The organism is Ruminiclostridium papyrosolvens C7 (assembly GCF_000421965.1).
GTDB lineage: Bacteria > Bacillota > Clostridia > Acetivibrionales > DSM-1351 > Ruminiclostridium > Ruminiclostridium papyrosolvens_A.
The window spans coordinates 126,134-139,909 of record NZ_ATAY01000006.1 but is presented as its reverse complement, the minus strand read 5'-3'; the positions used below and the strand labels follow the sequence as shown (position 1 = coordinate 139,909).

The window sequence follows — 13,776 nt, the reverse complement described above, 5'->3', positions numbered from 1 at the left end:
CCCGCCCCTTAATTGATAATGTTGATTCTAGGATCAACGAATCTGTATACTACATCAACGATGAAATTCATTAATATAAGAATTGCTCCGAAGAAAATTGTTACTCCCATTACAGTAGTGTAATCTCTTCCCGTGATGCTGGTAACAAAAGTACTTCCCAAACCCGGAATGGAAAATATGGATTCAATTACAAATGAACCTGTAAGAACAGATGCAACCATTGGTCCGGCATAAGTTACTACAGGAAGAATTCCGTTTCTTAAGGCATGTTTAAATATAACAACTTTGTCTGAAAGACCCTTTGCACGAGCTGTCCTGATATAATCCTGATTTATAACATCCAGCATAGACGAACGCATAAGCCTCGTTATAAAACTCAGAGGAAAGAATGATAGTGCAAAGCCCGGTAAAATGTAACTGGAAATCGTGCTTAAATCACTAATTGTAGGCAGTATTTGTAACTGTACACCAAAAATTATCATACTAAGAGTAGCAACAACAAAACTTGGAACTGCAATTCCAAAGGTGACAATCAACATAATGAGCCTGTCTACAGCAGTATTCTTTTTAAGTGCACTCAATACACCAAGAACAGTTCCAATAACCATTGCCAATGCACTGGCGAAAATACCAAGCCTGAGTGAATAAGGGAACTTTTGAGCTATTATGTCTTTTACATCCTGACCAATCAATTGTATTGACTGTCCAAAATCACCATGAAGCACGTTCTTTGCGTAATTAAGATACTGAACCCCTAAAGGCTTGTCCAAACCATATTTTGCATTTAGGTTGGCTAACATTTCGGCTGTCATCTTCTTTTCACCTATAAATGGATTACCTGGTACAAAATGCATCAAAAAGAATGTAAGTGTGAACATAATCCATAAAGTCAAAAGCGAGACCAGTAGCCTTTTGATTATATATTTTGCCATAAAAGACCTCCTAACCGCGATTATGTAATGCGGCTTTTTTAAGTATATATTAATAAAGTTAATACCAGTAACAATCGCTACTGGACATAATTACAGACCTATTTGGACACAAAAAAAACAATCAATCTGAATATAGCTTAATGACGACATTGTCATTCGGGAAAACAAATTGATGTGCAACTTGCATAAGATATCAAAAAATGTCTTTATAATGCCGAATTATACACTAAAATGAAGGAAAGTTCAATAATTTATTCACATATTGATTCTTGTAAAATATTGTATTTAAGCGGGTTTCCAGGTTTTGTTTATTCTAAACAATCCCAAAGAACAAATTTTGGTAAAAATACCCATTAATTCATTAATCCAATAATACGTTAACATAATAAAGCATTAACAGATAGACGTATTAATACATTTAACAATGGATAGTGGTAATACATTAACATAATAAAGTAAAACCCAGTAAAGATAGATGACATTATCTATTATAAACGATTAGGATTTTTTGAAAACAAAAAATAGTAGCCGGTTGATTAGTCCGCTACTATTTCTTGTAAGAAAATTATAGTATGAATTTATTGATTTCATTATCCAATTGTTGAGCCATACCGGACAAATCACTTGAAGCCTTTGCTATTATCTCCATTGCGGAAAGCTGCTGTTGACTTGAGGCTGAAATTTCCTCAGAACTGGCCGCAGATTCTTCCGCTAAAGTTGCCAGGTCATGTGTATGGCTTGAAATTTCCCTGGATGCTTTATCGATTGTAGTTAACATTTCAGATACTTCTTTAGTTTTATCTGCAATAGCTTCTACAGATATTCTTATTTTATCAAAAGCACGTTTTGTAGTGTCAACAGCAAAGGACTGCTCGGCCTCCAGTTCTTTTGCCCTTTCCATGTTATGTGACGTCACAGCATTATTTGCTATTATTGCCTGAATTATGGCATTAATCTCTTTAGCAGCGGAGGAGGATTCTTCAGCCAGTTTGCGCACTTCATCTGCGACCACTGCAAAGCCCTTGCCGGCTGCTCCAGCCCTGGCAGCTTCTATAGCGGCATTTAATGCCAAAAGATTTGTTTGGGCCGCTATGGAGTTTATTACATCGGTTATACTACCTACCTTAATAATAGATTTGCTTAAGTCTGACAATGACTTATTTACCTCTTCAGATACAGATATATTCTCCTGTACCTTTTCAGACGTTAATACTATGGCATTATAGCCCTCCGAAACGGCTTCAAGTGATAGTATTACCGCTTTCTCATTTTCGGTTGTAGCATCATTGGCTTGTGATATGTGCCCTGCAATTTCTGTAATATGCTCACTGGTTTTGCTTACAACCTCTGACTGGTTGGCATTCCCCTTAGCGATTTCATCAAGTGATGCGGTTACCTGACTAATACTCTTTGTACTCTCGGCAGTAGAAGAAGTCAATTCTTCAGAATTTGCAGCCATGGTACCTGAAATATTGTGTAGTTTGGTAATAGTATTATGCAAGGAGTGTCTCATATCCGATATGGAATTAATAATTATCCCGATTTCATCCCTACGCTTAATCAATGAATTGTATGATTCATCAAAAACCAAATCAAAACCGGCTGTTTTTCTGATAATGGAAACAATAGTTGATATAGGACCTGTTATTGATCTGGCAATTATAACTCCTATCATGATGCAGACTAGCGATACGGCTATTATCAAAATAATAAGAAAAAGGGATGCTTGTCTTGCAGAATCAAGACTTTTCTTATAAACAACCGAGGCTTCTTTTATGTTGGCATTTATAAGGCTGGTTACATTGGCTTCAAGTTTGCGAAATACAGTATCACCTTTATCGCTGTAGATGGCAGATGCCTCTGGGGTGTTACCTGATGTAGATAATTCAATAATTTTATTTTTGATTTCTTTCCATGCTGTTAAGTTCTCATTTATGGATGTATATATCTTCGCTCCGTCAGAACCTAAATTTGTAGTAGAAATTTTTTTAATGCTATTATCAAGATTTTTCTCTTTTTCTATAATATCACTTAGAACAGCCATTTGATAACTTGTGTTATCAGACGCAATAAGCCTTAAGATATTTGTAAAATCGGTCATTAAAGCAGTTCCGGCGTTACTTAGACTTGCAACCTGATTAAGATTATCATTATACATGGTGTCAAGAGCTCTTTGTGCCTTTCGGGTTTGAAACCAGCCCATACTCCCAACAAGAACCATTCCAATAATCATCGCAAATATCAATAACACAAGCTTTACCCTTATTTTAGCATTATCCATTAGTTTAAACATGGTACATTTCTCCCTTATAATTTTATTAAAATTAACCTATAGGAAAGTACATAAAACTAAAATGCCAAAAGTAAAACTTTAGAATAACTTAAGTTGACCGAACCATTAGTTTACTCAATGGCCACTAACACTTAAATTACAAACAGAATTAATACTTAACTTACGTAAATAGTATACTATCAAATATGGAAATATGTCAAATATCTGACATAATAATTATATTTTACAAATAATATGTTAAAAAATTACAATTAACGACACGGTTTAAAAGACCAAAATAAAAACCTCTGAAATATTTTCAGAGGTTTTTATTTTGGCGCGCCCGGCAGAGATCGAATCCACAACCTTCTGGTCCGTAGCCAGACGCTCTATCCAATTGAGCTACGGGCGCATTTACTTTGCGTCTAAAACATGACGCACATAATATGATAATACATATCAATGCAAAAAGCAACCATTTAAGAAAAATAATTTTTTTCCAATTGATGTATAGTCTATACTGGAAACTTCTATATTTTAATAAGCCCCTTACATTATGTTAAAATATAATTACTAAAACAAAATTGCGAACTTTTATCCTGATAATAACCCCATACAGGAGGTAGAAATGTGAAACACGTCTTTATAATAAATCCCGCTGCCGGGAAGGGAAAGGCTTTAGAGCTTATACAGGTAATCAAGGACTATTTCAAGGGGAAACCCGATAAGTATGTAATAAAGATAACTGAGTATCCGGGACATGCAACAAAAATAGCCCGTGAATACGCAGTGAATGAACCATGCAGGATATATTCCATTGGCGGGGATGGGACTGTAAACGAAATAGTAAACGGAATAGCAGGAACTAATGCCTCTTTAGGGGTTATACCGGCAGGTTCGGGTAATGATTTTATAAGAAGCATACATGGGGAATATCAGAGTAGCGAAATAGTTTCTGATACCATAAAAGGTAAGGAAAGAAGTATAGATATGGCAAGAGCAAACGGAAAATACTTTATAAATATTTCATCTATAGGGTTTGATGCCGATGTTGTTTATAATGCTCAGAAATTTAAGAGGCTGCCATATATACCGGGAAGTATGGCATACCTGTTTTCATTAATATATACAATTTTCAAAAACAAAATAAGTGAGGTAAAAGTCACCATAGACGATGAGGAAATTAGTTTAAAAATACTTCTTGCCGCAGTTGCCAACGGTAGGTTTTACGGAGGAGGAATGCTGCCCGCCCCCGATGCTGCTTTGGATGACGGATTGTTGGATATATGTCTGGTGCGAGAGGTCAACAGACTTAAAATATTAACATTGTTTCCAAAGTATATGAAAGGTGAACACGGACAAATAGAATATGTTAGCTTTAAAAGAGCAAAGAAAATAAAAATTGAGAGTAAAGACACTATTGCACTGAATATAGACGGAGAAATTCTTACAGGAAAGGAAATTGAGTTTGAAATACTAAAAGGTGCCATTAATATTATTTATCCTGTAGGTATGACAACTGTAAGTACAACAAAGGAATGTGCAGTTAATTATTAACCGGGGGAGGGACAAAATGAAAATAATTCACACAGGGGACTGGCATATTGGAAAAGTGGTGAATGAGTTCAGTATGCTGGAGGATCAGGAATATATACTCAATCAGCTTATATCCGTTATATCAGATGAAAAACCCGATGCTTTGGTAATCGCAGGAGATATATTTGACAGGAGCATACCGCCTGTAGAGGCAATTGAACTGGTAGACAGAGTTTTCAACACAATCCTCCTTGAACTCAGGGTTCCTATTCTTGCTATTGCCGGAAACCATGACAGTGCTGAGCGTTTATCTTTTGGCAGCAGAATATTAACAAATAACGGACTGCATATTGCCGGTAGCTTTGACGGTAATGTACGCAAAGTAGTTTTGGAGGATGGTTTTGGGCCAGTCAGCTTCTACCTTTTACCTTACTCAGATCCCCGTAATATAAAGCATATTTTGCAGGATAGCGAGATATCTACCCATGACGATGCCATGAAAAAGCTTATTGAAAAAGTAGGACAAGCTATGTATGAAAATGAAAGAAGTGTAATGATTACACATGGCTACATAACTTATATTGGAGGGCAAGCAGAAATTACAAGCGAATCGGAGAGACCCCTTAGCATCGGGGGAACAGATATAGTTAATTCGTATCACTTTAACTCCTTTAGCTATACTGCCCTTGGACATCTCCATGCGCCTCAACGGGCAGGTGCGGATAATATAAGGTATTCCGGTTCTTTACTGAAATACTCCTTTTCGGAGGTTAATCAGAAGAAGGGTATAAATATAGTTGAAATTGACGGTGACGGTAATTCCAATGTAAGGTTAAAAGAACTTAAACCTAAAAAGGATATGCGTATTATAAAAGGCCCTATTGGGGAGCTTTTGAAGCCTGAGGTGTATACAGCCTCAAATACTGATGACTATATATATGCAATATTAACAGACAAAGGTGAGCTTATTGACCCAATATCAAAGCTAAGAAGCGTTTATCCCAATGTAATGGGACTTACAAAGGAAAGCGTAATGAACCGTGATGATAACAAAACTTCTGCATCCGAGGGCTATAAATCCAAAGCTAAAATAGAGCTGTTCCAGGAATTCTATAGCTCTATACAGGGGGAACCTTTGACACTGGAGGAACTAAAAATAGTGGAGAGGGTAATAGGAGAGGTAGAAACAGGAGGGTGTAAATGAAACCGTTAAAACTTACAATCAGCGCGTTTGGGCCGTATGCAAAAAAACAGTTTATCGATTTTACTACCCTTAATGAACAGATATTCGTAATATCGGGCCCAACAGGGGCAGGAAAGACTACAGTTTTTGACGCTATCAGTTTTGCTCTTTTCGGTGAAGCTTCAGGAAGCAGCAGAGACAGGGATAGCCTACGAAGTGACTTTGCAGAACCGGGAACGGAAACATTTGTTGAAATGGAGTTTGAACTCAAAGGTAAAATATATAAAATAAGGAGATCGCCACAGCAGGAACAAAAGAAGCTAAGGGGAGAGGGCTATACTTTAAGAAATGCCGATGCGGAGCTTCTGATGCCGGATGGTACACTGATTACCAAAATAATAAATGTTGACGAGTATATAAATCAGCTTCTTGGTATCAATAAATCACAATTTAAGCAAATTGTAATGCTTCCTCAGGGAGAGTTCAGAAAACTTCTGGAATCCGACAGTAGTGATAGGGAAGTTATATTCAGAAAAATATTCGGAACCGAGGATTTTGCAGAAATTCAAAAAAGACTGGATGAAGACAGGTTTGGTCTTGAGAAATCCGTTCACGACTTAAAAACTCAGATAGCTACCCATATAAATCATATTGATGTGGGTGAAGATCAAACACTTGTTGAAATGAGGACTGCTCAAAATGTTAATTTAGCACAATTCATTACTTGTATTGAACAGCTGATGCAAAAGGACAGATATATAATAGATGAAATCAAGGCTGAATTAAGTGAAACGGTAAAAGAACAGGGCATGCTCCAGAAAGAGATTACGAGATGCACAGAGGTAAACAAAAAGCTCTCAGACAGGGAACAAGCAAAACAACAATACGAGGCTCTTAGGTCGAGTGAGAACGAGTTCCGCGAAAAGGAAAAAATTCTTGAATATGCAAGAAGAACTTTACCAATAATTGAAGTCGATGAGCAGTGCAGAAAAGTGGACAAGGCACTGGAAATAAAGGCCGTAGAATTGGAGCTGACAAAGCAACAGCTTGAGAAAAGGAAGTCGGAGTTCAGAAATACAGAGGAGAGCTTAAATACTCATATAGGTTTGGAACCTAAAATTAAGAAACATGAGACTGAGCTTGCATTACTGGAGAAAATGCTTCCAAAGGTAATCCAATATGATAAGGGATTAAAGTACTTGGATGCTGTCAGAGAAGAATACGCTAAATTGACCGGAGAACTTGAAAAGGCCCGGAAGGACCTTGAGACAAACAAAGAAAAAGAAGCCCGGCAGGCAGAAAATCTGAAACTGCTTTATACAACAGAGGCTGAATGTATAAGCCTTGAAAGACAAATATCAGAAAACACAAAGCTTCTTAAGGAGCTTGATGGAATCAGAAAGCTTATAGAGGTATGTCAGGAAGAAATAAGTAACCTCGAAAATAAAAGGACTGAGTTTGCTTCCTTTGAAAAGGATTTTTATGAATTCAGAAGCAGACTGGAGTTGATGGAGGATAATTATATACTGGGGCAGGCAGGAATACTCGCTAAAACCCTGAGAGAAAATTCTCCTTGTCCTGTGTGTGGAGCCCTTGGCCATCCAAAGCCAGCTGAAATGCCATCTTGTATTCCCACGGAGGAGCAGATTAGGAATAAAAAAACGCAATTTTCCAAGTTAACAGAGCTCAGGACAGAAAAGTCTAAGGGGATTTCGGAATTAAACGGAAGTGTAGAAAGTAAACGCCAAGAGATACTCAGCAGGCTTAATGCTCTTGATGATAGCGTAATAACGTACGATAATACCGGATTGGTGGAAAACGGACGATTTGAGACTGTGTTGGGACATATAAATACCACGGGAATCGGGCTTAAAGAAAAAACTGTTGAATTAAAAGCTCGGTATAAATCAAAAAAAGAATTTGCAGACGAAAAAAGTACATTAGAAAAGGAACATACTGAAATTCGGGATAGGCTGAAAGTACAAGAAGAGTCTGTTCAGAACCTGACTACACGAAAATCCGGTATATCTGAAGAGATTACAAGACTGCAAACCGAAGCACAAGCTATTGAGAAAGAGATTTCGGAAGATATACGCTCGTCGTCAAAGCTGAAAGCCAGAATTGAAGAACAAAGGTCGAAAATAAATAAATACCGGGAACAATACGAGCAGCTTAAAAAGCTCCATGAGTCCTCCAGAGATGCTGTAAACAGAGCCGAAAAGGAAGTTGCTGTGAAGGTATCCTCTATAGAGGAAGGCCGGAAAGAATTTGTCACGCTGGAAAAGCTTTTAAAGGAAAAACTTGAGTATTCTAATTTTTCCGATTATGGGCAATTTTTGAATATGAAAAAGACCCAGAAAGAAATTGACATACTACAGCAGGAAATAAATACGTACTATCAAAACTTAAAATCAATAAATGATTTGTACAGACGTCTTGAGGAGGAAACAAAAGGGCTTGAAACACAGGATATTGTGACGCTAAATATACATTATGCAGAGCTGGGAAAAAAGCAGGAGGTTCTACAGGAACGTCATAATATAGTGTTTTCCAGATTCGACAACAACTCCAAAACAATAAAACAGCTTACTGCTTCCATTGAAAAATTAGAACAGCTGGAGGCAAAATACTTTATAATCGGGAAGCTTGCTAGGGTTGCAAAAGGGGATAACCCTCAAAGGATAACGTTTGAGAGATATGTGCTGGCAGCTTACTTTGACGAGATTATAATTGCTGCAAATCATAGACTAACCAGGATGACTGGTTCAAGATACTATTTAAAGAGAAAAGAGGAAAAAGGAAAGGGACGAGCTCAGCAGGGGCTGGAACTTGAGGTTTTTGACAATTATACCGGAAAGGCACGCCATGTTAAGACTCTTTCGGGGGGAGAGGGTTTCAAAGCTTCACTTGCTCTCGCGCTGGGATTAGCGGATGTTGTACAGTCCTATTCAGGGGGGATCAGCCTTGATACCTTGTTTGTTGACGAGGGCTTTGGCTCACTTGACCCTGAATCCCTGGACAGTGCTATCGAATGCTTGACTGAGATTCAAAAAACGGGCCGTTTGGTAGGTGTAATTTCACATGTAACGGAAATAAAAGAGAGAATACAATCAGTTCTGGAAGTAATTCCAAATAAAGAAGGAAGCTTTGTAAATTTCAATATATAACATTATAAAAAAGAATCCTGAGTCATACTCAGGATTCTTTAAATATCGGTCTGAAAACAAGTACGCCCAATGAGGGTATTGTAAGACAAAGCTTAAAGGGTCTTCCATGAAGAGATTCGTTAATCGCCGTAAATATTTTATTTGAATTATCCGGTTCATACCCGCCATACTTTTCATAGTTACTGTTCATAACAAGCTCATATTCAAGATCAAAAGGTACACCGATGCAATAATTATAGTTAACCGCAGGTGTAAAATTGCAAACAAATATCAGCATATCGTGGTAGTCTCGGCCCTTTCTTATAAAGGAAATAACACTATGGTCGTTATCATTGCAGTCTATCCACTCAAACCCGTCATAGCTTAAATCTACTTCATATAAAGCCTTGCTTTCTCTATACAAAGTGTTCAAATCCCTGACATAGGTTTGCAACTTTTTATGCATTTCATAATCCAACAGGTGCCAATCTAGGCCTTTTTTATCGTTCCACTCTATGAATTGTCCGTACTCCCCGCCCATAAACAGAAGCTTTTTACCTGGGTGACCATAGGTGTAACCATAAGTGGCCCGAAGCCCTGCAAACTTCTGCCAGTAATCTCCCGGCTGTTTGCTTAGCAGGGAGCACTTGCCGTGTACAACTTCGTCGTGAGACAGTACAAGAATATAATTTTCACTGAAAGCGTACATTAGTGAAAAAGTTATAAGATGGTGGTGGTATTTTCTGTATATAGGGTCCATTTTTACATATTTCAGGAAATCATTCATCCAGCCCATATTCCATTTGAAGGTAAATCCCAGACCACCCATATAAGGAGGTTTGGTAATCATAGGCCATGAAGAGGATTCCTCAGCTACCATTATTATGCCCTTGAAATACCTGAATACTGTTGTATTAAGCTGTTTAAGAAAATCAGCAGCCTCAAGGTTGAGATTTCCACCGTATTTGTTTGGAATCCACTGTCCGGGTTTTTTAGCATAGTCCAGATAAATCATAGATGCAACTGCATCTACTCTTAAACCGTCTATATGGTACTTTTCAAACCAGAATACAGCATTTGATATTAGGAAATTTCGTACCTCATTCCTTCCAGGGTTAAAAACAAGGGTACCCCATTCAGGATGTTCTCCAAGACGTGGGTCCGAATGCTCGTATAAAGCTGTTCCGTCAAACCGGGCCAATCCATGGGCATCTTTAGGGAAATGAGCCGGAACCCAGTCCAGAAAGACTCCTATATCATTCTGATGGCACATGTCAACAAAGTACATGAAATCCTCAGGTTTCCCATAACGGCTTGTGACAGCGTAATAGCCCGTAACCTGATATCCCCAGGAACCGTCGAAGGGATGTTCGGCAACAGGCAATAGTTCAATATGCGTATATCCCATATATTTTATATAGGGAATTAGTCTATCAGCAATAATCCTGTAATTGACGTATATGTCCCCGTTTTCATCAGGTTCTGCGGAAGTTGACCATGTTCCCAGATGAAGTTCATATATTGACATTGGACCGTTGAATACGTCTTTTTCTTCCCTGCTACTCATCCATTGGTCGTCACACCAAGTGTAAGTATCTATGTCCATAACAATTGAGGCAGTCTCAGGCCTCTTTTCAGCGTAGTAAGCATAAGGATCGGCTTTAAAAATCAGATTGTCATCAGGGGTCTTAATCTCATATTTATATAAATCTCCGGTTGATACAAGAGGAATAAATAACTCCCAGACACCTGATGAACCCAGTTCACGCATTTGGTGTCTGCGCCCATCCCACTGATTGAAATCTCCCACAACACTCACACGCTTGGCACACGGAGCCCATACTGCAAAAAGGGTTCCTTTTACATTATTATGGGTCATGACATGCGCACCTAGCTTCTCGTAAATCTTGTGGTGATTGCCTTGATTAAATAGATGTGTGTCAAATTCGGATATAAAAGGCCAGAAACTGTAAGGATCATGCGTTGAGAAGCTGTTTCCCGAAAGGTCGGTTATTTTGAGCTGATATTCAAAAATGTCACTCCTGTCCGGAAATGTTATTTCATATATTCCATCACTGCAAAGTTTTTTCATTGGAAACGAGTTGCCTGCGGAAACATCCAAAACCTCAACCATTTTAGCGGTAGGCAGATACACCCTGACAACGGTTTGAAGATTCTTACCTTCCACACCCAAGAGATGCATCCCCAGATATGAATGTGGATCTTTACACTCACCATTTATAATACTTGTAGCTGCTTCAACCAAATTTTTTCTCATGTAACACCTCTGAATTTAAAACGTAGGGGCAAATTTCTATTACCAATATTATAACATAATAAGGAAATTAACAATGCCGGTAAGTTTACGTTAAATATTATATACATGAGTACTATTTTTTACTTGGCCATTTGTTTTTCGGGACATGCCTGTATACGTCTTCAAGCTTATGAAAGCTTGCACGTATTACAGTGTCAAGAAGGGAATCCTTTGTGACAGCCACAGGCTCAACCATTTCATAGGGAATATCATATTCACCGTCATTAATAATTTTATTGCTGGCATAGTAATCATTTTTTAAAAGACCCATTGCAACATCGATAGCCTTTTCAGCCAATTGATCTATAGGCTTGTAGACAGTCAATAACTGAGTACCTTCGGCTACTCTCTGGCAGCCGGATATGTCGGCGTCGTGACCGGCAACAAGAACCTTTCCTGCCATGTGTTTTTTAGAAAGGGCTTCGATTGCAGAGCCTGCAAGACCGTCATTAGCAGCAATAACAGCATCAATCTTTTTACCTGCACTAAGGGCCTTATCCACACACTTATAGGCATCCTCAGGATTCCAGTCATCTGCCCAGACTTCATCAACGATTTTTATAGTGCCTTCGTAAAGATACTTATCCAATATATTTTTAAAACCTTTATTATACATAAAGCTATTATTATCGGTTTTAGCTCCGTTAATTATTATGTAATTTCCCTTGGGTACTTTTGATACCATGAGGGAGGCCATATATTCTCCCACTTTTATATTGTCAAAAGAGACATAAAAATCAGTGTTTCCATTCTTAATTAGCCTGTCATAGCAAATTACTCTTATTCCTTTATTTCTGGCCAGCTGCACAGCCTGCTGTGATTTTTCGTAGTCTTGGGCAACAATAATAAGAATATCTATACCCTCTGACAGCAGATTTTTAACCTGGGAAATCTGATTATCTATGTTATTGTTTGCATTACGAAAAAGAATTTCTGCTCCTTTAGCTTGGGCTTTTGCCCTGAGAGCATCTACGTCTCTTTGCCAACGTTCCTCGTGAAGGGTAGCCATGGAGAGGCCGATGGTTATTTTGTCAGGGTTATCGGCTGGTTTTTTGTAAGAGCAACCAGATGAAAGAACTATAAAAATAAGACTTGTAAGTAAAAGGAGTATTATTAGTTGCTTAATCCTCATCTAAACTAAACACCGCCTTTGTTAAAGTATGAAAGTTTACTCTATATTAAGTGGGAAGCCGTCACAGTATTATCTATATATTTTTTTCCGATTTAAAAGCGTTAATTTTATTGATTCAGATTATAAATACCATATAAGATTATCAAAAAAAACCAAAAAAGACAATATTTATTTGTGAAAATTAACCAATTTTTATTATTATGAGATAAGTAAACTTTTTACACATTCTCTGGCTTTGTCGTAGCTATCGAAAAGGAGGCGTGCATTTTCAGGGTTATGATAAACCTTCCAGTACTTGCAAATTACACTGTTTTCCCCGTTGTTTCTGATAAATCCTATTACGTCTTCAACCGGAATACCTAAAAAAATTCCTATTTCATGTGGACAAATGTATTCAAACCTGCTCTTTAGTTTTTCTATACATTCATCAAAGGTTATTTCCGAATCATATCCCACGGTATTCAAAAAATCTCTGCATTCCTTCTTGAAAAGACATTCTTCCATTAGTTCTCTTTTATAAAATAAGACCCTTACACTGTTTTGTCTTTCCCGGAGTTCTACATATTCCATATCCAGCTGGTTGTATATATATGCTTTGTGAGTTTTCCATAAATCATATAAGTTTCTTTTATTTTTAGTAAAGGTTACAAGTGAAGATGGTTTATTTCCCATTATGGTTGGTGCTGATGAAAAATAAATCATTGAAAGTAGGTAGTCCCGGTCGGGAAGAGTATTAATTTTTTTCATAAAGTCGATTGTATTTATTTTGATTGGAACTACCTCCTTTCATTTGACATAACTAAGCTTCAAACAATTTTTTGCCTAGTTCCTTGCATTTTAGAATACCAATATCATCAGGTTCAGTATGTATTATTAGTCCTTCCGTAACGAGAATGGCACCAAGACCTGTCATTCTCTCAGACCAGTCTTCCATCCACTGTCCGGTACCCCAGTCATATGAGCCGAAAAGCACCATTTTTTTGTCTTTAAGGTTGACTTGTTCCAATGACTCTATAAATGGCTCCATTTCTGTTTCTTCAAGGACTTCACAGCCCATTGAGGGACAACCTAACGCTACAACATCTGCATTCAATACATCATCAACAGTTGCATCCGAAACTTGTTTGACGATTACCTGTGTGTCATTGCAACCTGCACCTTCTGCTACCGCCATAGCCATCTTTTGGGTATTGCCGGTTCCACTCCAGAATATAACAATAATATTTTTCATAATAGATACTCCTATCATTATATTTTC

Annotated in this window: 9 protein-coding genes and 1 tRNA gene; 3 read left to right on the top strand and 7 right to left on the bottom strand. The window is 37.7% G+C overall.

The window, feature by feature from the left end:
* Window positions 1-8 precede the first annotated feature (8 nt).
* The 3 genes from L323_RS22260 to L323_RS22250 form a co-directional block, all read right to left on the bottom strand.
* Window positions 9-932, bottom strand: a complete 924-nt coding sequence (locus tag L323_RS22260) for an ABC transporter permease (RefSeq protein ID WP_020813847.1) — start codon at window positions 930-932, stop codon at window positions 9-11.
* A gap of 565 nt (window positions 933-1,497) precedes the next feature.
* Window positions 1,498-3,225 carry a methyl-accepting chemotaxis protein gene (locus L323_RS22255; RefSeq protein ID WP_020813846.1) on the bottom strand — a complete coding sequence of 576 codons (1,728 nt, stop codon included), beginning with the start codon at window positions 3,223-3,225 and terminating at the stop codon, window positions 1,498-1,500.
* Between the two features lie 314 nt (window positions 3,226-3,539).
* Window positions 3,540-3,616 (bottom strand) — tRNA-Arg (locus L323_RS22250).
* Between the two features lie 218 nt (window positions 3,617-3,834).
* Here L323_RS22250 and L323_RS22245 point away from each other — a divergent pair.
* Genes L323_RS22245 through L323_RS22235 form a run of 3 tightly spaced genes read left to right on the top strand, consistent with a single transcriptional unit; the run spans window position 3,835 to window position 9,090 of the window.
* Window positions 3,835-4,761 carry a diacylglycerol/lipid kinase family protein gene (locus tag L323_RS22245; RefSeq protein WP_020813845.1) on the top strand — a complete coding sequence of 309 codons (927 nt, stop codon included), beginning with the start codon at window positions 3,835-3,837 and terminating at the stop codon, window positions 4,759-4,761.
* A 16-nt stretch (window positions 4,762-4,777) separates the two neighbouring features.
* A complete protein-coding gene (locus tag L323_RS22240) occupies window positions 4,778-5,944 on the top strand; it encodes an exonuclease SbcCD subunit D (protein WP_020813844.1) in 1,167 nt (388 codons plus the stop codon).
* Window positions 5,941-9,090 carry an SbcC/MukB-like Walker B domain-containing protein gene (locus L323_RS22235; protein WP_020813843.1) on the top strand — a complete coding sequence of 1,050 codons (3,150 nt, stop codon included), beginning with the start codon at window positions 5,941-5,943 and terminating at the stop codon, window positions 9,088-9,090. Before L323_RS22240 ends, L323_RS22235 begins: the two co-directional genes overlap by 4 nt.
* Window positions 9,091-9,118: 28 nt before the next feature.
* On the opposite strand, the gene glgB is transcribed toward L323_RS22235, so the two are convergent.
* The 4 genes from glgB to L323_RS22215 form a co-directional block, all read right to left on the bottom strand.
* On the bottom strand, window positions 9,119-11,347 hold the full coding sequence (gene glgB / locus L323_RS22230) for a 1,4-alpha-glucan branching protein GlgB (RefSeq protein WP_020813842.1): 2,229 nt from the start codon (window positions 11,345-11,347) through the stop codon (window positions 9,119-9,121).
* A gap of 112 nt (window positions 11,348-11,459) precedes the next feature.
* Window positions 11,460-12,518, bottom strand: coding sequence for a sugar ABC transporter substrate-binding protein (locus L323_RS22225; RefSeq protein WP_020813841.1), 1,059 nt, complete (start codon window positions 12,516-12,518; stop codon window positions 11,460-11,462).
* Between the two features lie 198 nt (window positions 12,519-12,716).
* Window positions 12,717-13,220, bottom strand: coding sequence for a DUF3793 family protein (locus L323_RS22220; RefSeq protein ID WP_242835217.1), 504 nt, complete (start codon window positions 13,218-13,220; stop codon window positions 12,717-12,719).
* Between the two features lie 97 nt (window positions 13,221-13,317).
* Window positions 13,318-13,749 (bottom strand): flavodoxin, encoded by a 432-nt coding sequence (locus L323_RS22215; protein WP_020813839.1) that lies wholly within the window; start codon window positions 13,747-13,749, stop codon window positions 13,318-13,320.
* Between the last annotated feature and the right edge of the window lie 27 nt (window positions 13,750-13,776).

Coding starts and splice junctions, on each gene's coding strand:
- L323_RS22235 (WP_020813843.1), top strand. CDS start 5,941: ATGAAACCGTTAAAACTTACAATCAGCGCGTTTGGGCCGTATGCAAAA.
- L323_RS22240 (WP_020813844.1), top strand. CDS start 4,778: ATGAAAATAATTCACACAGGGGACTGGCATATTGGAAAAGTGGTGAAT.
- glgB (WP_020813842.1), bottom strand. CDS start 11,347: ATGAGAAAAAATTTGGTTGAAGCAGCTACAAGTATTATAAATGGTGAG.
- L323_RS22215 (WP_020813839.1), bottom strand. CDS start 13,749: ATGAAAAATATTATTGTTATATTCTGGAGTGGAACCGGCAATACCCAA.
- L323_RS22260 (WP_020813847.1), bottom strand. CDS start 932: ATGGCAAAATATATAATCAAAAGGCTACTGGTCTCGCTTTTGACTTTA.
- L323_RS22255 (WP_020813846.1), bottom strand. CDS start 3,225: ATGTTTAAACTAATGGATAATGCTAAAATAAGGGTAAAGCTTGTGTTA.
- L323_RS22220 (WP_242835217.1), bottom strand. CDS start 13,220: ATGATTTATTTTTCATCAGCACCAACCATAATGGGAAATAAACCATCT.
- L323_RS22225 (WP_020813841.1), bottom strand. CDS start 12,518: ATGAGGATTAAGCAACTAATAATACTCCTTTTACTTACAAGTCTTATT.